Source organism: Sphingobium sp. UBA5915, assembly GCF_002431195.1.
In the GTDB taxonomy this organism is placed as follows: Bacteria; Pseudomonadota; Alphaproteobacteria; order Sphingomonadales; family Sphingomonadaceae; genus Sphingobium; species Sphingobium soli.
In genome coordinates, this window is sequence record NZ_DJDV01000084.1 from 45,731 (window position 1) to 66,434 (window position 20,704).

The 20,704-nt window shown below is 60.5% G+C and carries 28 protein-coding genes and 1 tRNA gene; 9 read left to right on the forward strand and 20 right to left on the reverse strand.

What is annotated here, in order from left to right; genetic code table 11:
* The first annotated feature begins 58 nt into the window (after nucleotides 1-58).
* The 4 genes from rfbB (at nucleotide 59) to B2V90_RS14135 (ending at nucleotide 4,444) form a co-directional block, all read left to right on the forward strand.
* Entirely contained in the window at nucleotides 59-1,129 is a 1,071-nt protein-coding gene (rfbB, locus tag B2V90_RS14120) for a dTDP-glucose 4,6-dehydratase (RefSeq protein ID WP_009820892.1), read from the forward strand.
* A 36-nt stretch (nucleotides 1,130-1,165) separates the two neighbouring features.
* Nucleotides 1,166-3,424, forward strand: coding sequence for a glycosyltransferase (locus B2V90_RS14125; protein WP_228221710.1), 2,259 nt, complete (start codon nucleotides 1,166-1,168; stop codon nucleotides 3,422-3,424).
* Between the two features lie 106 nt (nucleotides 3,425-3,530).
* A tRNA-Gln gene (locus B2V90_RS14130) sits at nucleotides 3,531-3,604 on the forward strand.
* A 138-nt stretch (nucleotides 3,605-3,742) separates the two neighbouring features.
* Nucleotides 3,743-4,444 (forward strand): hypothetical protein, encoded by a 702-nt coding sequence (locus tag B2V90_RS14135; protein ID WP_293921801.1) that lies wholly within the window; start codon nucleotides 3,743-3,745, stop codon nucleotides 4,442-4,444.
* Here the strand turns inward: B2V90_RS14135 and B2V90_RS14140 are convergent.
* The 6 genes from B2V90_RS14140 to B2V90_RS14160 all read right to left on the reverse strand — a co-directional run bounded on the left by B2V90_RS14140 (nucleotide 4,389) and on the right by B2V90_RS14160 (nucleotide 9,769).
* The gene (locus B2V90_RS14140; RefSeq protein WP_293921803.1) at nucleotides 4,389-6,425 is read right to left on the reverse strand and encodes a hypothetical protein; all 2,037 of its coding nucleotides are present in this window, start codon (nucleotides 6,423-6,425) and stop codon (nucleotides 4,389-4,391) included. The genes B2V90_RS14135 and B2V90_RS14140 overlap by 56 nt on opposite strands.
* On the reverse strand, nucleotides 6,425-6,934 hold the full coding sequence (locus tag B2V90_RS14145) for a virion core protein, T7 gp14 family (RefSeq protein ID WP_293921806.1): 510 nt from the start codon (nucleotides 6,932-6,934) through the stop codon (nucleotides 6,425-6,427). Before B2V90_RS14145 ends, B2V90_RS14140 begins: the two co-directional genes overlap by 1 nt.
* Nucleotide 6,935: 1 nt before the next feature.
* Nucleotides 6,936-7,205: a hypothetical protein gene (locus B2V90_RS14150; RefSeq protein WP_293921808.1), complete on the reverse strand. Its 270-nt coding sequence runs from the start codon at nucleotides 7,203-7,205 to the stop codon at nucleotides 6,936-6,938.
* Nucleotides 7,202-7,864: a hypothetical protein gene (locus B2V90_RS14155; RefSeq protein ID WP_293921810.1), complete on the reverse strand. Its 663-nt coding sequence runs from the start codon at nucleotides 7,862-7,864 to the stop codon at nucleotides 7,202-7,204. The genes B2V90_RS14150 and B2V90_RS14155 overlap by 4 nt, the downstream gene beginning before the upstream one ends.
* A 239-nt stretch (nucleotides 7,865-8,103) precedes the next feature.
* On the reverse strand, nucleotides 8,104-8,325 hold the full coding sequence (locus tag B2V90_RS23180; RefSeq protein ID WP_414711607.1) for an HGGxSTG domain-containing protein: 222 nt from the start codon (nucleotides 8,323-8,325) through the stop codon (nucleotides 8,104-8,106).
* On the reverse strand, nucleotides 8,231-9,769 hold the full coding sequence (locus B2V90_RS14160) for a terminase (protein ID WP_293921812.1): 1,539 nt from the start codon (nucleotides 9,767-9,769) through the stop codon (nucleotides 8,231-8,233). Before B2V90_RS14160 ends, B2V90_RS23180 begins: the two co-directional genes overlap by 95 nt.
* Before the next feature lie 70 nt (nucleotides 9,770-9,839).
* On the opposite strand from B2V90_RS14160, the gene B2V90_RS14165 reads away from it, so the two are divergent.
* Entirely contained in the window at nucleotides 9,840-10,529 is a 690-nt protein-coding gene (locus B2V90_RS14165) for a hypothetical protein (RefSeq protein WP_293921814.1), read from the forward strand.
* On the opposite strand, the gene B2V90_RS14170 is transcribed toward B2V90_RS14165, so the two are convergent.
* The 13 genes from B2V90_RS14170 to B2V90_RS14230 form a co-directional block, all read right to left on the reverse strand.
* Nucleotides 10,526-11,197 carry a recombinase family protein gene (locus tag B2V90_RS14170; protein ID WP_293921816.1) on the reverse strand — a complete coding sequence of 224 codons (672 nt, stop codon included), beginning with the start codon at nucleotides 11,195-11,197 and terminating at the stop codon, nucleotides 10,526-10,528. The two genes, B2V90_RS14165 and B2V90_RS14170, sit on opposite strands and share 4 nt — an antisense overlap.
* A 70-nt stretch (nucleotides 11,198-11,267) precedes the next feature.
* Nucleotides 11,268-11,627 (reverse strand): Rap1a/Tai family immunity protein, encoded by a 360-nt coding sequence (locus tag B2V90_RS14175; protein WP_293921818.1) that lies wholly within the window; start codon nucleotides 11,625-11,627, stop codon nucleotides 11,268-11,270.
* Nucleotides 11,628-11,680: 53 nt separating this feature from the next.
* Nucleotides 11,681-11,971: a hypothetical protein gene (locus B2V90_RS14180; protein WP_293921820.1), complete on the reverse strand. Its 291-nt coding sequence runs from the start codon at nucleotides 11,969-11,971 to the stop codon at nucleotides 11,681-11,683.
* Between the two features lie 100 nt (nucleotides 11,972-12,071).
* Nucleotides 12,072-13,340: an AAA family ATPase gene (locus B2V90_RS14185; protein WP_293921822.1), complete on the reverse strand. Its 1,269-nt coding sequence runs from the start codon at nucleotides 13,338-13,340 to the stop codon at nucleotides 12,072-12,074.
* Entirely contained in the window at nucleotides 13,337-14,248 is a 912-nt protein-coding gene (locus B2V90_RS14190; RefSeq protein WP_293921824.1) for a DUF7146 domain-containing protein, read from the reverse strand. Before B2V90_RS14190 ends, B2V90_RS14185 begins: the two co-directional genes overlap by 4 nt.
* On the reverse strand, nucleotides 14,245-14,499 hold the full coding sequence (locus B2V90_RS14195; protein ID WP_293921827.1) for a hypothetical protein: 255 nt from the start codon (nucleotides 14,497-14,499) through the stop codon (nucleotides 14,245-14,247). The genes B2V90_RS14190 and B2V90_RS14195 overlap by 4 nt, the downstream gene beginning before the upstream one ends.
* Nucleotides 14,500-14,634: 135 nt before the next feature.
* The gene (locus B2V90_RS14200) at nucleotides 14,635-14,835 is read right to left on the reverse strand and encodes a helix-turn-helix transcriptional regulator (protein ID WP_293921830.1); all 201 of its coding nucleotides are present in this window, start codon (nucleotides 14,833-14,835) and stop codon (nucleotides 14,635-14,637) included.
* Nucleotides 14,836-14,917: 82 nt separating this feature from the next.
* Complete coding sequence (locus B2V90_RS14205) at nucleotides 14,918-15,151, reverse strand: hypothetical protein (RefSeq protein WP_293921832.1); 234 nt, start codon at nucleotides 15,149-15,151, stop codon at nucleotides 14,918-14,920.
* 3 nt (nucleotides 15,152-15,154) lie between these two features.
* Nucleotides 15,155-15,529, reverse strand: a complete 375-nt coding sequence (locus B2V90_RS14210) for a hypothetical protein (RefSeq protein WP_293921834.1) — start codon at nucleotides 15,527-15,529, stop codon at nucleotides 15,155-15,157.
* Between the two features lie 203 nt (nucleotides 15,530-15,732).
* On the reverse strand, nucleotides 15,733-16,134 hold the full coding sequence (locus B2V90_RS14215; RefSeq protein WP_293921837.1) for a hypothetical protein: 402 nt from the start codon (nucleotides 16,132-16,134) through the stop codon (nucleotides 15,733-15,735).
* A gap of 2 nt (nucleotides 16,135-16,136) precedes the next feature.
* Nucleotides 16,137-16,598 carry a hypothetical protein gene (locus B2V90_RS14220; protein WP_293921840.1) on the reverse strand — a complete coding sequence of 154 codons (462 nt, stop codon included), beginning with the start codon at nucleotides 16,596-16,598 and terminating at the stop codon, nucleotides 16,137-16,139.
* 67 nt (nucleotides 16,599-16,665) lie between these two features.
* A complete protein-coding gene (locus B2V90_RS14225) occupies nucleotides 16,666-16,866 on the reverse strand; it encodes a hypothetical protein (protein WP_293921843.1) in 201 nt (66 codons plus the stop codon).
* Nucleotides 16,859-17,041 carry a helix-turn-helix domain-containing protein gene (locus B2V90_RS14230; RefSeq protein ID WP_293921846.1) on the reverse strand — a complete coding sequence of 61 codons (183 nt, stop codon included), beginning with the start codon at nucleotides 17,039-17,041 and terminating at the stop codon, nucleotides 16,859-16,861. The genes B2V90_RS14225 and B2V90_RS14230 overlap by 8 nt, the downstream gene beginning before the upstream one ends.
* A 145-nt stretch (nucleotides 17,042-17,186) precedes the next feature.
* On the opposite strand from B2V90_RS14230, the gene B2V90_RS14235 reads away from it, so the two are divergent.
* The 4 genes from B2V90_RS14235 to B2V90_RS14250 all read left to right on the forward strand — a co-directional run bounded on the left by B2V90_RS14235 (nucleotide 17,187) and on the right by B2V90_RS14250 (nucleotide 19,575).
* Nucleotides 17,187-17,819 carry a hypothetical protein gene (locus B2V90_RS14235; RefSeq protein WP_293921848.1) on the forward strand — a complete coding sequence of 211 codons (633 nt, stop codon included), beginning with the start codon at nucleotides 17,187-17,189 and terminating at the stop codon, nucleotides 17,817-17,819.
* Nucleotides 17,797-18,996 (forward strand): tyrosine-type recombinase/integrase, encoded by a 1,200-nt coding sequence (locus B2V90_RS14240; protein ID WP_293921850.1) that lies wholly within the window; start codon nucleotides 17,797-17,799, stop codon nucleotides 18,994-18,996. Before B2V90_RS14235 ends, B2V90_RS14240 begins: the two co-directional genes overlap by 23 nt.
* A 121-nt stretch (nucleotides 18,997-19,117) precedes the next feature.
* Entirely contained in the window at nucleotides 19,118-19,381 is a 264-nt protein-coding gene (locus B2V90_RS14245) for a DUF1902 domain-containing protein (RefSeq protein WP_293921853.1), read from the forward strand.
* Entirely contained in the window at nucleotides 19,381-19,575 is a 195-nt protein-coding gene (locus B2V90_RS14250; protein WP_293921855.1) for a type II toxin-antitoxin system HicA family toxin, read from the forward strand. The genes B2V90_RS14245 and B2V90_RS14250 overlap by 1 nt, the downstream gene beginning before the upstream one ends.
* 209 nt (nucleotides 19,576-19,784) lie before the next feature.
* Here the strand turns inward: B2V90_RS14250 and B2V90_RS14255 are convergent, their stop codons facing one another.
* Nucleotides 19,785-20,639, reverse strand: a complete 855-nt coding sequence (locus B2V90_RS14255) for a sterol desaturase family protein (protein ID WP_228221711.1) — start codon at nucleotides 20,637-20,639, stop codon at nucleotides 19,785-19,787.
* Nucleotides 20,640-20,704: the final 65 nt, after the last annotated feature.

The window sequence follows — 20,704 nt, forward strand, 5'->3', positions numbered from 1 at the left end:
ATCATCCCTGCGTCCATCGGTGGCGCGCGGATCAGCTAGGGAGCGAAAGAGAAGGCACATGGCCAATCTGATCATTACCGGGGGCGCAGGCTTTATCGGCGCGAATTTCGTCCGCCACTGGCGCAAGGTGTCGCCCAATGACGGGATCGTCGTGCTCGACGCCCTGACCTATGCGGGCAACCCCGCCAACATTGCAGACGTACCGGACGTTTCCCTGGTCGAAGGCGACATCTGCGACACCGCGCTTGTGTCGCAACTCATTGCCGATCACGATGTCGACACCATCGTCCACTTTGCCGCCGAAAGCCATGTCGACCGTTCGATCACGGGCCCCGACGCCTTCGTCACCACCAATGTCATCGGCACCCACAGCCTCCTGAAAGCCGCCAAAGCCGCCTGGCTCGACAAGGGCACCGGCCGGCCCCACCGTTTCCATCATGTCTCGACCGACGAAGTCTATGGCACGCTGGAACTCGATGATCCCGCGTTCAGCGAATCCACGCCTTATGCTCCCAATTCGCCTTATTCCGCGTCGAAGGCGGGGTCGGACCATCTGGTACGCGCCTATCACCACACCTATGGCCTGGAAACGACGACCAGCAATTGCTCGAACAATTATGGTCCCTACCAGTTTCCCGAAAAGCTGATCCCGCTCTTCACGCTCAATGCGCTGTCGGGCAAGAATCTGCCCATCTATGGCGACGGCATGAATATCCGCGACTGGCTGCATGTCGAAGATCATTGCATCGGCATCGAACTGATCATGCGCAAGGGCCGGATCGGAGAGACCTATAATGTCGGCGGCGGGCAGGAACTGCCCAATATCGAGGTTATCAAGGAAATCTGTCGCGGCGTTGACGAGGCCTTTGCGCGCAATCCCGCACTCGCGTCGGTATTCCCCGATGCGCCGGCCGCCCACGGCCGCCCGTCGGCCGAACTCATGACCTATGTGCAGGACCGCAAGGGCCATGATCGCCGCTACGCGATCGACGAAACGAAGATCCGCAGCGAACTGGGCTATGAACCTTCGCGCGATTTCCCACAGGGCTTTGCCGATACGCTCAACTGGTTCCTGGACAATCAGGACTGGTGGCGTCCTCTGGTGGCGCGCGCCGCCCTGGCTGGCTGATCCTTCAATCGCCGGGCAGGCCACGCAGGACCATCGATGACGCTCGATATCATTCTTCCCATTTATCGAAACGTCGACATGGTCCGGGCCTGCCTGGACTCCCTTGTCCGGAATCTCGACGAGATCCGCGATCACAATCCTCGACTGATCGCGATCAACGATTCGCCCGATGATCAGGCGGTCGATGCCTATCTGCGTCAATGTCATGCCGAAGGCCTGATCGACGTCCACATCCGCAATCCCGAAAACCTCGGCTTCGTGCGGAGCGTCAACAAAGGATTGGCGATGGCGCGCCGCGACCGGCGTGCTGCCCTGCTCGTCAACAGCGACACGCTGACCTATCCCGGCACATTGTCGGAAATGCTGGCCGTGCTGCATGCCGACCCGCAGATCGGCTTCGTCTGTCCGCGCTCCAACAATGCCGCGCTAGCGACCTTTCCGCCCGCGCCGCATAATTTGTCAGGCATCGCGACGACGCCGGAAATCTGCCATATCGCCTGGGAATCGGTACACCGGCACCTTCCCCGCTACAGCTTCGCGCCGACCGCCGTTGGCTTCTATTTGCTCATTTCAAGGCAGGTGGTCGCCAATTTCGGCTATCTCGATGAGGATTTCGGCGTTGGCTATGAGGAGGAAAATGACCTCGTCATGCGGGCGGGCAAGGTCGGCTTTCGCGCCGTGCTCGCCAATCACGCCTTCGCTTATCATGCCGGTTCAGCCTCCTTCAAGCTGCACGACATTGACTATAAGGGCCAGCAACAGGCCAATCTGCGCATGATCGATGCGCGCCATCCTGAATTCCTGCCCCTGGTCTGGGCGCATGAAGCATCGGCTGAATATCGCGCGATCGCCCAGATGGCGAACCTCGTGCCGACTGTCGACAGCAAGCTCAAGATCGCGCTCAATCTGCTCAGCGTCGGCCATCATCACAATGGCACCAACGAACTCATCATGAACTTCATCCGCTGGTTTGATCGCCAGCCGCAGGACGGGTTCGAACTGCATATCATCTGCAAACGGTCCGTCGCAGAATTCCATGGCATCGACCGCCTGGACCATGTGCGGCTGCGTACCGATGTGACGCCGGGCTATGCCGTGTCGATCTTCTTTGGCCAGCCCTTCGAACTCGACCAGATCAGCGTCATGGAGCATCTCGCCCCGGTCAATATCTATGGCATGCTCGACGTCATTGCGCTCGACTGCGGCAATCTGCGCGCCGACAATGACGTGCAGACCCTCTGGTCCTATGTAGCCCGCAACGCCAACGGCCTCTTCTTCATCAGCCGTTTTTCGCAAGAAACATTCCGGCATCGCTTTCCCCGGCGCTTTGGCGCGCAGGTCCATACCCGCCTTCTGCCTACCCGCCCCTCGGCCTACGCGGCGCGCTATGAAGGACTGGAACTGCGCCGCGACCATGCGCTGGTGCTCGGCAATCATTTCGCGCACAAGGCATCAAGCGCATCTGCCCGTATCCTAGGCGAAGCCATCCCCAGCCTGTCGGTCCTTGTCATGGGCAAGGGCGGCGATGACATGCCCTCCAACGTGCGCCAACTTCACGCCGGCGTCATTCCCGACGTCGAGATGAACGAGATTTTCGCGTCCAGCAGCGTCATCATCCTGCCTTCTTATTATGAGGGCTTCGGTCTGTCGGTGATGCACGCGCTGGCGCTCGGCAAGCCGGTGGTCGCCCGCGACATCCCTGCCACGCGCGAAATCCTCGCGACCTTCAGCGCGGTGGAGGGCGTCTTTCTCTATTTCAACGACAGCGACCTGCCCGACGCCGTGCGCCAGGCCGTCGAATGCGAACAGGCGCGCGTTGTGGAACAGGACGGGGCTGACTGGGACGACTGGTCGCGCGACCTCTTCGCCTTCGCCACCGGCTTGCTCGACCGGTCCGACATTTGCGACCAATTGATCGCCCGGATTGAAGATGGCGACATGCTCCGCCGCCACAGCGCAGCCAAGGACGGCACGGCGCCTTCTGGCGCAAGTGGCGGTCCGGTCGCGCTCAATCTCGCGCCGGCCGCGACGGTCGATCTGCCGGCCATTCTTGCGCTCGACGGTGATGCCTTCATTGAGGCCTTCTATATCCAGATACTGGGCCGTCGTGCCGATCCCGCCGGCCTCGACCATCATCGCGCCCTCATCGCCAACGGCATGACCAAGGAAGACATGCTGCGCGCCATCATGGACTCGCCCGAGTTCAAGGACCGTCGCGCGACCATCACCGTGATCGGCGCCGACCGCCTCGACAAGAAAGCCAAACGGCGACGCAAGCTGCTGTCGCTGGGCTGAAGCCGTCGCGATTAGGCGCTCCTGCACCAGCCCAAACAAAGCACTTGACCACCCGCCTGCCGCCGCCTATCTGCGGCCTCCCGAGCGGGAAACCGCTTACGATCGGTGCCCGATCGTCTAAAGGTAAGACTACGGACTCTGACTCCGTCAATCGAGGTTCGAATCCTCGTCGGGCATCCAGATTTTTCAAGACATTTCAGGCGCTTATGGTGGGCATTCTCCCACTTTGCCCGGCTATTTGGGCCATCCCGCTATAACACGGCTTTCCACCGTTTTCCTCGGTTTTCCGCGTGCTTCCGGCAGCTCCATGGCACATGGATGGCACATAATAAGCCATGTGGCGATGTCCTCTTGCATGAATCCGAACGAGTCGCTTTACCTGACACGATGAGCGAGCCACTGCGTCCCTATGACAGCCACACGGCGCTAACTGAGATGCTCTCCGACCAGCGCTCTAAAGCCTGGGACATCGCGCTGCACGAACGTGAGCAATCAGACAAGATCACCGCCCAAGTGCGATTTGGACTTGTCGCAGCTAATGCGGCTTCCCTCGTTACCGCTTGGAACATTGGCAAGGATATGCCGGGAGTGGATGCTGCTTCATTGGCGTGGTCGTGCGTCGCATTCTTGGCAGGAACAGTATCCGCAGGACTGTCTCTGGTCAGTCAGCAAAATGGTATTCTGGTGAAAGCGGCAGAGTTAGACGCCCGCGCTCAAACTCTCGACACGGCGGTGACTTTGTCAAAACACCCGGCTCGATCGAAGGAGTATCAAGCCCTAGAGGAAACTATGGCGCGCGCCCACGACCACCTTGAGGAAGCGCTGAAAGTTCGCAGTGGGCCAATATGGCTTCAGAATGCGGCAATGGGGTCCTGGCTCGCGGGAGCCCTCATGATCGCGATGCCAGCGCTAGCGGCAGCTTCACCATCCGTGAAAACGGCACTGACCTTCGTCGGGTTCGAAGTTACCAATACCGCCCCTCGCCGCGCCGAAACTGCTCCGACAACTCGCCATCGGTAGGTTCACGACCATAGACCTGCTTGAACGCTCCGACGATCTTGCTTCTCACAGAAGCCGGCATGTCCGACGCCTCCAAGTCATACACGGGCTTTTCAACATCGTTGACCCGCCCGGTGCCAATCCCGAAAATCGTTGTCTCCTTCCGCATGACCACGTTGCGGGTTGCCGCTGTGAACGACTGATACAGCTCTTGCTCTGTTGGCTGCCGCTTGCCGCCCGTCAGTCGCGTCAAATCGTCTTTCATCAAATTATAGACGCGCAGAAACCGCTCATGCTCTTCCGGCTTGCTCCGATTGCTGAGCCCGATCGGGCCGCCATAAAGCGTGATCGTTGACGTGATGTCCGACTGCATACGCGTCGTCTGGCCGGCAGGACCCTCGCGCATGATCTTCGCCTGAGTGACCAAGAACGACTCCATTTCGGCCGGCGTGATCTTGCCGACAAAGGCCCCTAGCCCGACCTTGGCGAATTTCTCCGGCTCCATGATTGACTGAACAGTCAGGGACATTGCCGTAGCGCTGTTTGCAGGGACCGCGGCCGGCTTTGAATTGTGCCGCGCCGCGGCAACATAGCCCTCCAGAGCCTGCGGCTTCAACCGATCGCGGATCGATGGCGGGATTTGCGATATGTCGGTGAAGCCGGCACCAAGCCCCAGAACGATGCGTGAAGCCTCGGCATCTGCATCTTCCTGTTCGCGTCCTATCAGGAGATCGTTCCGCCGCGCGCGCTGTTCAAGCTCAGCCATCGCGCGCTCTTTACGCTCGACCTCCCAGCCCTCATTCCGAGCCAATTGCTCAATTTGCGCGAAACCCTCCTTCAGATCGATCCGCCTGGGCTCATCGCTGGTCGCTCCGCCACCCTTGCCGAGAACGATATGCCAGTGATCGCCGGTCGCATGGGCCGTCTTGCCGCTACCGGTCTCGTCCAATGCCTCCAGCACGCGGAAGCCCGCTTTCTCAAAGCTCTGAACATACTGAGCGAATGTCATCCCCTTGATCGGGGCCACATCGACGGCAGCATGGCTTTTCGTGTGCCACGATTTGGGATTGGCCTTCGACAGCGGATGATCCGGCCCGCGATATGTCGATGTCACGCGCGCCTGCGGGAACAGGGACCGAACGATTGCACCGCCATCGCTGACCGCTTCACCTTTGCCGGGTGCTTCGGGCGAGCCGCCGCGCACGAACGCTGTCGCACGGTCAACGTCAGCAGCGGCAGCGCGCTTATCAAGTGGCCCTTTGAGATCCGCAATGAGTCCAGCGAGATCACCTGCGGTAAATTTGCCTTCGTGCGCTTTGATATAGGCTTCGGCTTGCGTGATTTCGCCGCGCTGGGTCATGCCGCTGGCGATCCGCTTGTGAACGGCAGACTGCCATTTCTCCTTTTCGAAAGAGAGCGTTTCGCTGGACCATCCGTGCCCGGAGGCCATCTCGTCCAGCACCGACAGCCCGTTCGCGACATGAGCGGCGCTGGCCACCGGCGCCCTGCCGGCTTCCGCTTCCGCATCATCGGCAGCTAAAGCCAAGCGAGAGGACCAGGTCCGGTCCCGTTCGACGCTAAATTGCGAGAAATTATGCTGATCGGCCTGGGCGCGTGCGTCGGCGATATAAGGCTTCAACCCCACCGACAGCATGTTGCGAACGCGATCGTTACTGCCAGCGCTCATCGCCTCCTTGCGGAGCGCATCCAATTGCTGGTCAACACCAGCACGAGCATCAAGCGCGGCTTGCCCTTCAAGCTTGACGTAATCCGACAAAATGCCGCGCGCCGCGATGCGATAATCCACAATGCGTCGCTGCTGTTCATTTTGATCGATCGCGTCACGCACCTGCACGACCTGATCGACACTGGCACCAAGCGCCTGTAGGCCCTTACCAAGGGCACCGGCCGCGCCGCCGCCATTATCGGCAGTGCGAAACCTTGCTTGAACAGGAGAGGCGGCAGCAACTCGCGGCTCCCCGTAGGTTTGAATGCGAGGCATCAGCGGCTCCCTATCTGCTTCTTGAGCTGGCCGAACTGTTGCGCGCCGCCGAGTGCAGTAGTGGCGACGCCAAATAGCCCGCCCACCAGCGCTCCCGACGCCGCCTGACGAGAAGCTTGCGCCTCTGAGCGATAATTCGCGCCCTCAATGTCGAAACCGCGAGCCGCGTTGGCTCCCTGATCGATAATGCGCTGCGCATCTTCGCGCCCCAACATGGCGGTATCAGCCTGCAAATCGGCTGCATTGCCAAAGCCTAGGTCCAGCCCACCAGCCGCCATTGCAACACGCTGCTGCCCCTGTAACTGTGCCTGCCGCCGCCAATGGGATTGAAGTTCCTGCCGCGTCGCATCCTGCTGTGTTCGCGCAGCCTCGGCCGCCAGCTTGGCATTCTGATCCGCCACACGGGCCTGATAGTTGGATTGAGCATTAGCCTGGAGTGCGGCGAAACCGGTGCCCGCAGCCGACACAGCCGAGCCGATTAAAGCCAGCGTGGCTACCGGAGCGCACATCTCACCGATCCCCTTCAGAGCTTGCCGCCGTTTCGCTGGACCCGTGCAAGTCCTCCAACGGCGACATATCCTCCAGCTTGCCCGCGCGGCGCAAATTTGCCGCGACGCGCTCATCATCGCGATGGCTGGCGTTCCAGGCCTCCCATTCGATCGCGTCCGTTGGCTCCATCTTCCAGTCCAGGCCGTCCCATTCGATCACGTCCCCACGAGCGATCAACCGGCTGTCGGGAAAGGGCGTCTGCACAACGACCAAGGCGCGCTGGAGGCTCATGCGGCATCCTCCAGATCGGGACAAAGGCTAAGCACCCTATCCCGCAGCTTTCCGTTGGTTTGTTCGACCAGCGCCACGATGCCGCCGATCCGTTCATATTCGAACCGCGCCGTGGCCGGGCGAGTATGCGAAAGGTCGCAACCCTCACGATAGAGCAACGCCGCGAGCAGGTTTATGTCGCGCGTGTCGGACAGGTTCGCGTGGATCAGTGACAGATGGTCCCGGCTGCGCTCTTGCCTGTAGGTTTTGAAAAGGCTGCCGGCGATTGCCTTCAGCCGCGCCCCGGCATCATGGTATTCGGTCACCATCGCGCCCAGCACCTTGGCGGCTTCCTCCATCTTTGCGGCCGATGCGACGCGAGCAGCCAGAAGGCCGTTGAATTCGGCGATGGATTTTTCCTGATCGGCCTTCGCCAGCGCCTCATTGGCAGCGGCAACGCGTCGCTGGGCCTCCTGCCAGGCCGCCTCCAGAGTGCGGCGCTTGGACTTCAGCGCATCAAGCGCGACAAGCGCCTTATCGACATCATCTTGGGTCGCCTCGCCCAGCACCTGCTGATAGCCGGCGCGGTGATGATCGTCCTCCGCAACCCGGATTTGCTCATCGAGCGCAGCGCGCTGCGCGGCATAATCCGCCGCCGAAAATTCCTTTTTGTCCGCCACGTCCAAACTCCTTTTGTGGATCGTCGGAGGCGACGATAGGGTTCAGAGGGACAAGCTTGAATCGACGGGGCAACGTGAGAAGGATTGCTGGGAAATTGTGGCGCATGACAGCGGCCGAGGACAAAGCGATCAGCGAGGGCTTCCCAGCCTTGCCTAAATCCGCCTTCCGACGCGGACCAGATGGCGACGGGATTGCCTATCGGATCGAATCTGACAATGAAGCAATGATGCTGAAGGCTTCATTCCCTTTGGATCTTTAGACTGCGCTTTGGCGTCCTCCCCCCATGCAGATGACACCGCCCGTTCGCCATCGGCGGCTTGCGGCAAGGCTCCCCGTTTCGCCGCTTGGCACCACAGACCGCGCGATCAGTGATAGCGGACATCGAGCACGTCCAGTTCCTTGTAGCGGTCATAATCCCGCGTCGGCATGAAGTGATCGGGATTGAGGTAGCCAGGAACATCAACCGGCATGACCATCTCAGCGAAGGTGCAGGCCAGCGCGTCCGCGTCATCCGGTGAAGGCAGGCCGCGCGCCTTCATGTCTTTTTTGCGTTCGAGCTGGATCGACACCTGGTCAGGACCATAGCCATATTCTGGCCCGGTCAGATCTGCCTCCAAATCATCCTCATCGGGGATCGCCCCCGTCGCCAGCCAGGCACGCATCTTCGTCCAAATTTCCGCGCGCTTGTTGGTGGTTTTGACGCGAACGCCGGTCGCCCAATCCACCTCCCGACCTTTGCCGCCGAAATTGACCTCAAAGACGTTCTGCACCTGAAGCTGGCGCAGGCGGTCAATCACACCGGCACCCATCGCGCCCACGTCCACGAATATCGCTTCAGGATGCCAGCGCCGGGCCTCCAGAGCGATGTCGCCAGCTACCTGCATCGTGTCGGCTCCATGCCACCGCTTCCATTCAATCGATCGGGCATCACGTCCACGGCGGATGGCCAAGGTGGAATGGTCATCGCCAAAGCGGGCAATATCGACGCCAAAGATCAATGGATCGGAGCGCAGAACCTCCCCCGCTTCGCGTTTGCGCGCCTGTTGCACGATTTCCGACGAGATGAACTGCGTCGAGCCGGCACGCGGAAACTGTCCTTTCACGCGCACGCGCACGAAATCGCTATCCTCGCCATAGGTGTCGATCCAGGTCTGAAGCAGCGCCTTGTTGGTTCGCTTCACGTTCCGGCCGTCAACCTGCCGGTGGGTCCATTGGCTGCGAAATCTCCCGGCGATCGTCTCCTTGAAGCGCCCTGTGTTGCGGGTCGGATTGCCATAGGCCAACCACAGGATTTCCGTGTCCGCGTCCGTCAGGCCGCCCGACGCCGTATCCCAAATGGGATCGATGATCGCAGACGCCTCATCGAATAGCAGGATGACGCGCTTGCCGGCGTTGTGGAGGCCCGCGAAGGCTTCGGTGTTGCGTTCGCTCCAGGGAATTGCGTCGATGCGCCATGTCCGCTCATGGCCGGGATCAGCGGCATGAATACTGGTCGCCTCCAGCTTGAACATCTCCCGCAGCACGTCGAATTGCAGGAGCGCATACCATTTCGACAATTCCGGCCAGGTCTTGGTTCGAAGCTGCGTATCCGTGTTGGCCGTGACGACGCCGCGCGTATCTTCCCGCGTCATGATGGCCCACAGGATCAGCCAGGATACCTCAGCGGATTTGCCGATGCCGTGACCCGATGCCGTCGCGTCCTGTATGACCTTGAACGGATCGGCCTGAAGGCTCGCACCGATCGCGCTGAGCTGGTCGCGCTGCCATTGGTCGGGACCATCCTCCTTCGCGAGCGACGTGCCCTCCACGCCCCATGGAAAGGCCCACAGCACGAAGCCCAATGGGTCATGGGTGAAGCGGGCGAGGTCTGCTATGACCTCGCGGCGAATTTCATCTGGTGTCACTGTCGTCACGCTCCTTGTGGAGCGAGGGTAGCGTGATAGGCTGGCGATTGAATCGACCAGGGAAGACCAAATGACGCCCGCCGAAATTGTTGACCGGATGGCTAATCTCAGTCGCACCCTCTATTCTCGCTGCGTAGTCAATTCACGGCCGCTCTGGATCATCTGGCAGTCTTATAATGACCAGAACAACCCGCTTCGCGATCAAGCACTGATCGGCAATGAAGGGGCCAGCGCCATCAACAGGCTGGCTAATTCGGCACTGTACGAAACTATCATGATCGTAACGCGTGCCTTCGATGCTTCCGGTCGCGGTGGCGCACTAAGAAGCGATCGGGCTTCGTTCAAGGTGCTTGCCGAACTCGCGCAACTGCACGGCGTCCGGGACGAAGTGGCGCGCAGGGCATCGGCATGGTTTGAGGATGGTTGGAACGCTGACGAGAATGCGAGAGCTGCGCTAGGTGCGTTAGATCAAATTGACGCTGCCCTGCTGAGGCTTGATGCCGAGGAGCCAAACCGGATCAGACTCATGCGAAACTTTCGCGACCAGTATCTAGCGCATAACCTCGTATTCGACATCGAGCGCGAGCGCCCGATTTTTGGCCATATCACGTCGATGCTTGAAGAAATGACGCTGCTCGTTGAGGCCAGCGAACTAGCTTTATCCGGGGCTAGCATTTTCTGGGACATGCTGGACGAAAATGCCCGGCTCAGCGCCGAAGAGCTATGGCGAACTATTAGGCGCGGAGCAGCAACCGCTTAAAGCCGCACCACCAGATTGCGCACCGACGACGCGTGCCAACGCCCTCCCCGCGCCGTTACGAATCCGCCCTCGTTCAAAGCCTTCGCCAGCGCGCTCAGTGACGTGATCCCGCGAGCCTGCATGTCCTCAATCACCGGTCGCATCTGATCCGCCCTCGCTGCCGCTTCGCTCTTGATGGCATCAACACTGGCAGCATTGCCCTTCCCGGCCCGTCTCAGAGCCGCCGCGCCATTGGGATTGCCAAGCCTCTGCCCGCGCGCCTTAGCCGCCTGTAGGGCTTCCTGAGTTCGCTTTGAGATGGCCTTGCGCTCTGCCTGGGCGACGGCTGCCATGATATGCACCGTCAACTCGTTCGCCTCAGGCATGTCAGCCGCCACGAACTTGACGCCGCTGTCCTGAAGCGCCGCGAGGAACGCGACATTGCGCGACAAGCGATCCAGCTTCGCCACGACCAGCGTTGCGCCCGTCACCTTCGCGCGGTGCAGAGCCATCGCCAACTCAGGGCGATCGGAGCGCTTGCCACTCTCAATCTCGGTGAAAGGCGGCGCGGTAAGCTCCCACCCCCTCGATCGGCATAGGCTCTCCACGGCCTCCCGCTGAGCCTCTAGCCCCAGACCAGAGCGGCCCTGCGCGGCGGTGGATACCCGGTAATAGGCGACGGCTTTCATCGCTTTGCCCTTCCATACAAATCAGCGTTACGAACGTTACGCCATTTTATATGAAATGGGAAGGGTCAAGCTAGTCGGAGTTGCAAGGAAATTGTCTTCTCATCGCCTGTGTAACGAGGGGACCGGAACTCAATGGTTGATATTGTTCGTTGAGCCGAATCCAAGCCAGCACACTGTCTCGGATCATGCGCTGACTGTAGACTTCGGGCAGACAGATAATCGGTTTCTCTTCTCGCGCGGCGGACGTGGCAAGCGAGCCTTCTAAAACTCCGGTGATGAAGGACCAGCAAGACATAGCGATTAGCGGCTCCGCGCTGTCGCACTGCTGCAATAGGGCTTTGCCGTCAAAGCGAGGAGTGTCCGATGCGCTGGCGGGCAGGTTCGATGAACCCATAAGAGCGGCCAATACGATCAAGACCTTGAGCTTCATTTCTCTGCCCCAAGAACGCGCGCGTTGCATGATGAGCGAGCTGGAGCGATAGCTCAACCCCCTGCCCGCCGCCGCGCCTCCTCCAGCATCTTCGCCACCGACGCATCCGACTTGATGTCGACGCCCAGGTCCTGACGAGGACGCCCCCAGCCACGATCCAGCAGAGCCGTCGCCGCAGACACCTTGGCAGCATGAGGCGCTTTTTCGTCCGCTACCATTGCCACCAGACAGTTGACGGCCTCCAGCGTATGCTCCCGCGCAACGTCCGTCAGGGTCCGACCATCCGGCATCACCGTAGGCGATCGTCCCGCAGGATTTCCGCTCTGCCCTTTCTTGAACGTCACAGCTTGCTCCTTCGTTGGTAGCAAGCTGGATAGTGCAGACCAGCATTCGGATTGAATCGACTATATCACCCCACTTGGGCCGGGGACAGGTGACAGGGTCTTATAGACCCTTGTCCCCGCTGTCCCCGTGTCCCCGCTCTGTCCCCAAAAGTGTCCCCGCGTTGTCCCCGCTTGTCCCCGCACCAAGCGCTATCTGGTGGGTAATCCAGACGACATCGCCCCAGACCCCTACAATTCCCTTGGTTTGCAGGCGATCCCGCGCCCGATCAAAAGCCTTGCGCACTGTCTCATAATCTTTGTCCCCGCGCTGTCTCGAAGCGGGGACACCCTTCCGCGCGAAAAACCGTACCCGCCATGCTTCCACGCTCGTGACCTTTGCCACGCTAAACCGGCTGATCTCACCGTCAGGGATGTCAGGGGGGATCGGCGCGCCCTGCTCTGCAATGGTGTCACCAAGCGCATCATAGCCGAGGCGATCACCGCCTCCTAGCTTGCCCACAGCCTGCGCAAAAGGACTGACGATCGGGTTAAGGTTCGCCTCCGTATGCTCAACCACGCAGGACGTGACCGCCTCACCGTCCTCGTCGTCGCCAAGCTCCACCACACCCAGATTGAACAGGAACTTATCCCCTATCTCGCCATCCTTCTGCTTCGTTACCTCCGCACATTTGGTCTTTCCGGCCTCGATCAGAATGACGGTATCGACGCCGCCTTTCAGGCTCCCATGCCCGCGCGGCTCAATGCTCTCGGCATCCTTCGGACGGTGATGCACCGGCATAACCAGACAGTCGAACTCGGACGCGATCCGTTGGCAATTGGCGATATAGGTCGCCATGTCGTCGGTGTTCTCCTTGCCGCCGCCAAACGTTTTGCTCAGCGTGTCGATGATCACCAGCGCCGGCTCCGCCCCTGACTGTTTGGCTGTCATGCGCACCGTTTCGGCCAGGCGTCCGGTGTCCGCGTTTGGGTCCTGCATGTCGATCGGCGTCGGGATCAGGGCGAAGGGGATCGGCCCCTTCAGGTCATGATGGCGGCGGAAAGCCGCTACGCGATTGCGAAGGCCCGCGCCGCCCTCTGCCCCGACATAGACGACGAGCCCCTGCTTTACCCTCCGCGAACACCAATCCCAGCCAAGGGACACATGCAGCGCGACATCAAGAGCGAAAAAGCTCTTTCCGCACCCAGGATGCCCGTAGATCAGCGCCAGACCTTGCGCAGGCAGCAGTCGCTTTATGAGCCACATGCCTTCCAATTGGGGTTGAATGTCCGCGAACCATTCGACCGGCAAAGGCTCCGGATGGCGAACCATCGCGCCAGGAGCGATGGCAGTAGCATCCGCCAAACGCTCCTTGAGCGGCACCGCCTTCATTGCGCCACCCCGCGCAGTTCGTCATTGAAGTCCTTGAAGCCCTCCAGCGGGAAGAACGTTCGCGCGGCCAATCCGCGATCCGCGAAGCCATGGGCAGCAGCAGCGGCGGCAGTGCGTCCAGCATCGTCACCGTCCCCGCCGATCGCAACAGCACGCACGCCGACAGGAAATTGCATCTTGGGCAGCATGGAAGCCCCAGCGGCCACCCACACCGCGCGGCCAAGCTCCTGCATGAGCGTCAGGCCATCCTCCAGCCCCTCGCACACGACCAATTCGGCGGCGGCAGGGGCAAGCCGGACGGCTCCGCCAGCGACGCGACCGAGCGATAGCTTGGGCTTGGCGACGCCTGCCTTTCCCGTGCCGGCCGAATTAAGATAGGTCCGCTGGATGCCGACCACCTTGTTATCGACCGATCCCACACAGGCAATCAGGCAAGGATGTTCAGGCCCGCGCTTGCCATAGCGGAGACGGGCGAACCGGATGCTTGCCGGAATGGGAATGTGGATACCACGGAAGCGCAGATAGCGCTCAGCCTCCGTCCCCTGCACCGACACAGCGTTGCGCCAGATAGCCAGCGCCTCGTCGGTGCGATCCGGGCCAGGCTCAACTTCCCGCGGCATCGCCACATCGACGGAAGGAAGGTTGCCGCCGCAGAGCATTTCAGCCGCCGTCCGAATATCGACATGGTGCGCGCGCTGCACGAAGTCGAGCACGTCGCCGGTCGCGCCGCAGCCGAAGCAGTAGAAGCGCTCGCCGTTGGCAAAGATCGTGAAGGATGGCGAACTGTCATCGTGGAAGGGACAGCAGCCCTTCAATTCGTTGCCGGCCTTGAACAGCTTCACGCTGGCGGCGGCAATCCGGGGCAGCGGATGCGCCGAACGGATCGCCATGACATCGAGCAAGCTCATGCCGCGCCTCCCAATACTGACCAATGCGGGTGGAACACGATCGGCAGGCCCATGCGGACCTCTGGCTGCCTAAAAATATCGAGCAGCGCCTCAAACGACACCGGAGGCGCATCGCCCAGGTCCGCAGCACCAGCGAAAGCCCCATTGAGGCGGGCAATCCATCGCGCCTGAAAGGGATCGGCGCTGTCCTCGACAGGGAAAGCGACCCATGATCTTACCGGGACGGCCGGATGCTGCACCACATCACCCATGATTGCCTCCCGTCGATTCAAACATGGTCGAACTGGCGGCATAGAAGCGGCGTCCACACTCCTTTTCGCAGGCGGCTCCGGTTTCGCGACCGGAGCCGTTTTCGTTCGGCGGCCCATCCGACATCGGCGCCATCATCACGCCACCCGCCGCTCGGCAGCACGCCGCGCGATCCATTCGTCTATCTCATGCTCCAGCCATCCGATCGCGCCGGGGCTCAGTCGGATCGGCGCTGGAAAGTCGTCGCGCTTGCGAAGATGATGGATGGTGACGCGGCAGAGGCCCGTGCGAGCGCAGACCTCCGCCACCCTCAAAACCCGTGATATCTGGTCCGTCATTGTGTCGCTCCATTCAAAAGCGACATTCCCAATAAACAGATTTTCACGGGTTTGAATCGACGCGAACGCTTTTCTAAGCCGCTCAATGACTGCCACCCCCGGCGCATGTCGGATGGTGGATCAGGCTGCATTCCAGCTCGCGCGCCCTCTGCTGAGCATAAGCCTCCGCGTCCCTACGCTCCGGAAATTCCCGCTGCGAAAGAACGGCACGCCCGCGCCAGACCACCACGACCCAGATACGGATGAAATCATGCACATCTACGCGGTGGCCGGATCGAGGCTGGATCGTCTGCGCGAAGGGAAGAATCTCGACCATGCGTCATGCCTCCCCGACGATGGACGCCAGCAAGAACTTTAGCTCGCCATTATCATCGCCGTCGCGCTCGATGATCATCCGCAGCTTATGCGCGATGATCTCCGGGTCGCGGGATGGATAGGACACGATGGCCTTGATTGTGGCGGTGTGCGCACGGCACACGGCGTCATATTCATCGCTGAATTTATGAAGGCCAGTTTTAGCCCTACACTCTTCTTCGATCCGTTCCCGCCGCTCGCGCATTATCGCGTGATAAGCATTATAGTCACGGATTCCCGCTTCGGTTCGCTCGTCCCCAGTCTCGCTTTCCGGACGCGCCTCAATGAAGATGTAAGGCCGTCCGGACTTTTCGTCCCATTCAGCCTGCCATGCGTCCATCGCTTCCTTCCGAGCGTCGTAGAAGCGGCCATAGGCGGCATCTTGCGCATCAATGATCTTATCGGATGCGGCGGCGGCTTTCCGTTCGTCCGCAAGCAGCGCCAGCCAGTCCGGATGTCGGGTCGCCGGTAGGGACGCAATCGTTGGTGCAGCGATGACAGCGGGTGCCAAGGCTAGCGCAGCCATGAATTTGCGACGATCCGTCATGCCACAGCCCTCCGCTTGCTGGCGAAAAAGGCCTCGTCAGCGGCCAATGCCGTCACCCATTCGATGGGCCACCTGGCTTCATCGATCGACAGTTGCTTGGCCAGTGCCCGCTTCATTCTGACGTGTTCACGTCTGCTAGCTGGGGTGAGCACCAGGCGCTCAACAGCCTCAAAGGCTTCGAACTTTAGATTTGCGCTGTCTGATTGGCTGTTGTCGCCAAAAAACGAGTTGTGCAGCCGCGCCCAGTGCTGGGCATCTCGTTGACAAATAGCCGCATTGGCGAGGAACCAGCGCTCGCGCCACTGCGGGTAGAGCTCTTTCCGAGTTTCGGCTTCGAGCGCGCGATGTTCCGTCGCGGGGAGCGGGGCGAGCAGCTTTTCGATGAAGGCGCTGGTCATCGTCACGCCCTCCCGCTGAACTGCTCGGCTTCCGCCTCCAGCAGATCATCCCAGTAATCGATATCCCGGCCGTTGCCGTGTGCGATCAGATATTTGACCGCGAAGGCAGAGGCATCCGGCGACGGGCACTCCATCAGCGCTTTCTCGGCAGCCAAGCGCTCATCGCCCAAACGCTCCAGATGATCCCACATGGCGCTGGTTATGGGCTTCGCAGCCTTCCGCCATGCCGCCTGATCATTTTTGTCGATGCCGACGAAGAACGGTTCGATGACGCCTTGATCGTAGGCATCTTCAGCCGCCTGAGCCTCTCTGTAGGCAGAGAGCAGCGCACTCCAGCGCTCGCTGACGGCGGCGGGGCATGTCTCGGCTGGTGCAGCATATGCCAGGGTCGGCAGGCTGATTGAAAGCGCTGCGAGCGCGCGGATTGCGTCGCGCCGTGAAGGCGCTATATTGCGTCCAATCATTGTTGGTTCCTTCCATGATGATAAGGTCGGGGATGACGGCGGCAACCGTCACCTCGACCGCCTTGCTTCACTTCACATCGACACCCACTCCGGTGCGATCCACGATCCGCCACCCGCGCGTCATGCGAAGGCCCGAAGCCCAGCCGCGTGCCCGCTTGTGCGTCGGAAATTCGGCGTCCAGTTCCTCGCCTTCCACAGGGGGGATCACCTTCACGTCAAAGCCTGCACCAAACGGCTCATAGGTGATTTCAATGATGCGCTCAGCCATTGGCCGCGTCCGAACGGAATGCAGCGTCCAGCTCTGACTTGCGGAAAAACATGGTCCGCCCCTTTCGGATTACAGGCAGCACGCCGCGTTCAACCATGTGATACACTTGGCGCTGGGTCAGGCCGGAATATGTGGCCGCACCCTTAGCCCCCATGACGAGGTCTTCAGAAAGCATTTGCGAACCCTCCTGGAATTTCGCTAGATGACATGAGCAACAATAGTGAGAAGATTTGCTCAACCATGTACCTATTTGTTCCCGCAGTTCCGCGCAAGGGGGTTGAGAAATATTTCTCAACTTTAGGCCCCGCGTGATGCGAACAATGAGTCTCGGACAGGTCGAGGCCACCTTGGCGATCATTCATGATATCGCCAGCGACCGTCGCAGTGCTCTGCAAGCGCGGATCAAGAATTTCCTGAAGCTCGGTTTTCCGGCTGATGTTGCGGCTGGACGGGGGAAGGCTGCCGCATTCGACACTGAAAGCGTGATGCAAATGATATTTGCGTTCGAACTTGTTCAGTGTGGCCTTCCTCCTTCGACCATTGTGTCGATCATCAGTGCGAACTGGAGGAACATGCTTCCCGCCATCATTTTTGCAGGTACACCTTCGCAACATCGCACCGGCGGCGACGAGCGCTGGCCCGATCAAAAGCTTTTCTTTTGTATAGCACCCGAGGCACTGCACGAACTTACCGGTAAATCCGACGATGTGGCAGTCTATCGCGGAAGCGTAGAAGTCTTGCATCTCACCGAACTGCAGGGACGCCTGTACGATTCATCGGAGGAGCGTCCCGTTGGAAGCTTTGCGCGATCCATCGTCTTGAATGTGCCGTTCAAGGTTTTATCCGCGATGCTAATTCTTAAGGGCGTGAAGCACGACATGGCATATGCGAGCATAATCGACGACCTGAATAATGCTCTCCAGCGGTACTATGACCAGCATCCGCAAACGTAGCTGGACCGCCCCGGACGGCACCGAAAAGTCCGGCTGGCAGGTCGATTATGTCGACAGCGCCGGCAAGCGCCGCCGCAAGCAGTTCGCCCGCAAGAAAGAGGCGGAAAGCTGGATAACCACCGCCGCCTATCAGGTGCAGCAGGGCACCCACACGCCCGACAGCCAATCCATCACGATCGCAAAGGCGGCAGACCTATGGATCAAGCGCGGCGAGCGCGAGAAGCTGGAGGCGTCCACCCTCGCGGCCTACGGTCAGCATGTCCGGCTACACATCGCGCCCCTGTGCGGCGACCGGAAGCTGTCCCAGGTGACACGTCCGATGGTAGAAGGCTGGCGCGACACCTGGTTGGAAAAGCTCTCCAGGCCCATGGCGACGCGCGTGCTGCGCTCCCTGTCCGCCATCGTGTCGGAAGCCCAGAGCCGGGGCTATGTCGCCCAGAACGTCGCCGCTGGCGTCAGGGTGCGCCGTGCGAAGCGTGAGAAGCCCAAGGTAGCAATCCCGACCAAGACGGAGCTGCAAGCCATCCTGAAGGCCGCTAGCGCCTCCAAAGAGCCGATGGCGCATCCTCTGGCCCTCATGGCCATCTTTGCCGGTTTGCGCGCCTCAGAACTGCGCGGCCTGCCTTGGCGCTGCATCGACTTCGCCGCCGCCACAGTCACGGTCGATCAACGTGCCGACCTCAAGAATGTGATCGGTCCACCGAAATCCGAAGCGGGCTACCGAACCATTCCCCTGCCCCCGTCCGCCGTCGCCGCGCTCAAGATCTGGAAGCTGGCCTGCCCACCGTCGAATGATGAGTTGGTGTTTCCCTCGATCGCCAACCGCGTGATGAGCCACCGCTACATGAATCTGACGATCATGGGCGCGGTCCAGATTGCGGCCGGTGTCTGCGATCCGATGGTGAAAGACGGCAAGCCAGCGCTCGACCAGGATGAGCAGCCGGTGATGGTCCAGCGCTATTCCCTTCACGACTTCCGCCACGCCGCCGCCTCGCTCTGGATTGAGCAGCGGGTAAGCCCCAAGCGCGTGCAAGCATGGATGGGCCACAGCTCCATACAGGTGACGTTCGACACCTATGGGCATCTGTTCGACCAGGCCGATCAGGACGGTGCCGTCGCTTTGGCGATCGAGCGAGAACTCGCGCCAACCCGGCACCTTGACGACGCGCGGACCTAGCTTCGTTGCACAAATGTCAATTGACTATCGCCCCACGACCCACCACTTTGGTGGAGCCCTAAAGCGGGTTCACCGAACTTTAAGTCGGATCCTGCTATCTCCCAGGGCGAAAGGACCAAATATGAAGCCAGAACCCATCCTATCCGTCCAAGTTGCGGTTGAGTGGGATGACGAGGCGGGCGTCTGGGTGGCAACCAGCGACGATGTGCCCGGCTTGACCGCAGAGCATGCAGATTTTCGCGCTCTTCAAGGCATTGTGCTGGAATTAATTCCAGTGCTGCTTGTCGAAAATGATATGCTGCCGGATCTCCATGGGCAACAGCAGTTGCCGGTGCACATTGCGGCCAGCGCATTGGCCAAGGGCAAGGCACTCGTTGCCGCCTGATGGCAGACTACCGCCGCGATCTCATCAAAATCCTGAAAGCAAGTGGCTGCGAGTTTGTGCGCCAAGCAAACGGCAGCCATGAGCTCTGGCAAAGCCCCATTTCGGGCAAAAGATTTGTCGTGCAGCACGATCTGCGATCACGGAAGTCAGCTAACAACATCTTGAAGCAAGCGGGCATCGACGAGGCATTTTGACCCTCGTGAGGGCTGGCGTCTGAGCCAACTTGGCACATGGATGGCACATGGAAGCTGAAGACACCGCTATTCTGCGGCACAACCACGCTCTCTGACTCCGTCAATTGAGGTTCGAATCCTCATCGGGCATCCAGATCTCCCTCCTCCTGACATCCAGGCGCTTGGCTGCGGTATCCATGCGCCCGCGTCATCCCGCCGGCGGCCGTCGATCAGACCGCTGAGCGCGCGACCGGGCGCGTCTCTGACACATCGGCAAAGGACTCAACGACGCTTCCCGCCGCTATCTTCCGTTCGGCCCTGCGAACAGGCATGACGAGAAGGTCGAAATAGGAGCGCGGCGGCCGCACATCCTCGAGTCCCACTACAGGATGTTCGTCCGGCGCAGGAAAATGGGCGGTGCCGAACAGTTGATCCCAGATCGAAAAGACGGGCGCGAAATTCTTGTCGAAATGCCGCGTCTCGACACTGTGATGGATGCGGTGGAACCTGTTATCGACCAGCAGCCAGCGCAACGGCCCGACATGAAGCCGGGTCGACGCATGGATGAAGAAATTCCAGAAAGCGACCATGACAATGGCCAACGCCGGCACGGCGACGCCTTTCAGTCCCAGTAGGCTGAAGGGCAGGATTTTGAAGAAGAATTGGCAGATCAACTGCACCGGGTGCGCATAAGTATGGGCTGCATGTGGCTGCGTGGGCGCATGATGCACGGCGTGGAACGACCACAAGAAGCGGTGTTCGAACCGGTGTTCCCAATAATTGCAAAAGTCCCAGAGCAGGATAAGCGTCGCCAGCAGCAACCAGTCGGGCATCCACCGCAGGTCGATCAGGATCGGGCATTCGATGAAGCGCCAGAAGGCGTGAAAGGGCGGCACGATGAACGCGGCCGACACCGGCAGCGCCAGGACGAAGAGAGCGCCTGGCAGCCGCTCGCGCAAGCTGAGTTCCTCGCTCGGAAATAGCATCTCCACCAGCACGCACAGGCACAAGGCGAGCAGGAATGGCACGGCCATCCACAGGCTCGCTGCAAGAATGAGTCCCAGGTCAGTCCATGACAACGCCATGGTTCCGCCCTATCCGCCAGACATGTAGATGGCGTTAACCCGCCCGGAGCCCCGCGAAGCTGACT

Excerpts from the sequence above, each read along its gene's own strand:
- rfbB (WP_009820892.1), top strand. The coding sequence starts at position 59 with ATGGCCAATCTGATCATTACCGGGGGCGCAGGCTTTATCGGCGCGAAT.
- B2V90_RS14125 (WP_228221710.1), top strand. The coding sequence starts at position 1,166 with ATGACGCTCGATATCATTCTTCCCATTTATCGAAACGTCGACATGGTC.
- B2V90_RS14135 (WP_293921801.1), top strand. The coding sequence starts at position 3,743 with ATGGCACATAATAAGCCATGTGGCGATGTCCTCTTGCATGAATCCGAA.
- B2V90_RS14140 (WP_293921803.1), bottom strand. The coding sequence starts at position 6,425 with ATGCCTCGCATTCAAACCTACGGGGAGCCGCGAGTTGCTGCCGCCTCT.
- B2V90_RS14145 (WP_293921806.1), bottom strand. The coding sequence starts at position 6,934 with ATGTGCGCTCCGGTAGCCACGCTGGCTTTAATCGGCTCGGCTGTGTCG.
- B2V90_RS14150 (WP_293921808.1), bottom strand. The coding sequence starts at position 7,205 with ATGAGCCTCCAGCGCGCCTTGGTCGTTGTGCAGACGCCCTTTCCCGAC.
- B2V90_RS23180 (WP_414711607.1), bottom strand. The coding sequence starts at position 8,325 with ATGTTCCTGGCTACCTCAATCCCGATCACTTCATGCCGACGCGGGATT.
- B2V90_RS14165 (WP_293921814.1), top strand. The coding sequence starts at position 9,840 with ATGACGCCCGCCGAAATTGTTGACCGGATGGCTAATCTCAGTCGCACC.
- B2V90_RS14170 (WP_293921816.1), bottom strand. The coding sequence starts at position 11,197 with ATGAAAGCCGTCGCCTATTACCGGGTATCCACCGCCGCGCAGGGCCGC.
- B2V90_RS14175 (WP_293921818.1), bottom strand. The coding sequence starts at position 11,627 with ATGAAGCTCAAGGTCTTGATCGTATTGGCCGCTCTTATGGGTTCATCG.
- B2V90_RS14185 (WP_293921822.1), bottom strand. The coding sequence starts at position 13,340 with ATGAAGGCGGTGCCGCTCAAGGAGCGTTTGGCGGATGCTACTGCCATC.
- B2V90_RS14190 (WP_293921824.1), bottom strand. The coding sequence starts at position 14,248 with ATGAGCTTGCTCGATGTCATGGCGATCCGTTCGGCGCATCCGCTGCCC.
- B2V90_RS14195 (WP_293921827.1), bottom strand. The coding sequence starts at position 14,499 with ATGGGTGATGTGGTGCAGCATCCGGCCGTCCCGGTAAGATCATGGGTC.
- B2V90_RS14200 (WP_293921830.1), bottom strand. The coding sequence starts at position 14,835 with ATGACGGACCAGATATCACGGGTTTTGAGGGTGGCGGAGGTCTGCGCT.
- B2V90_RS14205 (WP_293921832.1), bottom strand. The coding sequence starts at position 15,151 with ATGGTCGAGATTCTTCCCTTCGCGCAGACGATCCAGCCTCGATCCGGC.
- B2V90_RS14210 (WP_293921834.1), bottom strand. The coding sequence starts at position 15,529 with ATGGACGCATGGCAGGCTGAATGGGACGAAAAGTCCGGACGGCCTTAC.
- B2V90_RS14215 (WP_293921837.1), bottom strand. The coding sequence starts at position 16,134 with ATGACCAGCGCCTTCATCGAAAAGCTGCTCGCCCCGCTCCCCGCGACG.
- B2V90_RS14220 (WP_293921840.1), bottom strand. The coding sequence starts at position 16,598 with ATGATTGGACGCAATATAGCGCCTTCACGGCGCGACGCAATCCGCGCG.
- B2V90_RS14225 (WP_293921843.1), bottom strand. The coding sequence starts at position 16,866 with ATGGCTGAGCGCATCATTGAAATCACCTATGAGCCGTTTGGTGCAGGC.
- B2V90_RS14230 (WP_293921846.1), bottom strand. The coding sequence starts at position 17,041 with ATGCTTTCTGAAGACCTCGTCATGGGGGCTAAGGGTGCGGCCACATAT.
- B2V90_RS14235 (WP_293921848.1), top strand. The coding sequence starts at position 17,187 with ATGAGTCTCGGACAGGTCGAGGCCACCTTGGCGATCATTCATGATATC.
- B2V90_RS14240 (WP_293921850.1), top strand. The coding sequence starts at position 17,797 with ATGACCAGCATCCGCAAACGTAGCTGGACCGCCCCGGACGGCACCGAA.
- B2V90_RS14245 (WP_293921853.1), top strand. The coding sequence starts at position 19,118 with ATGAAGCCAGAACCCATCCTATCCGTCCAAGTTGCGGTTGAGTGGGAT.
- B2V90_RS14250 (WP_293921855.1), top strand. The coding sequence starts at position 19,381 with ATGGCAGACTACCGCCGCGATCTCATCAAAATCCTGAAAGCAAGTGGC.
- B2V90_RS14255 (WP_228221711.1), bottom strand. The coding sequence starts at position 20,639 with ATGGCGTTGTCATGGACTGACCTGGGACTCATTCTTGCAGCGAGCCTG.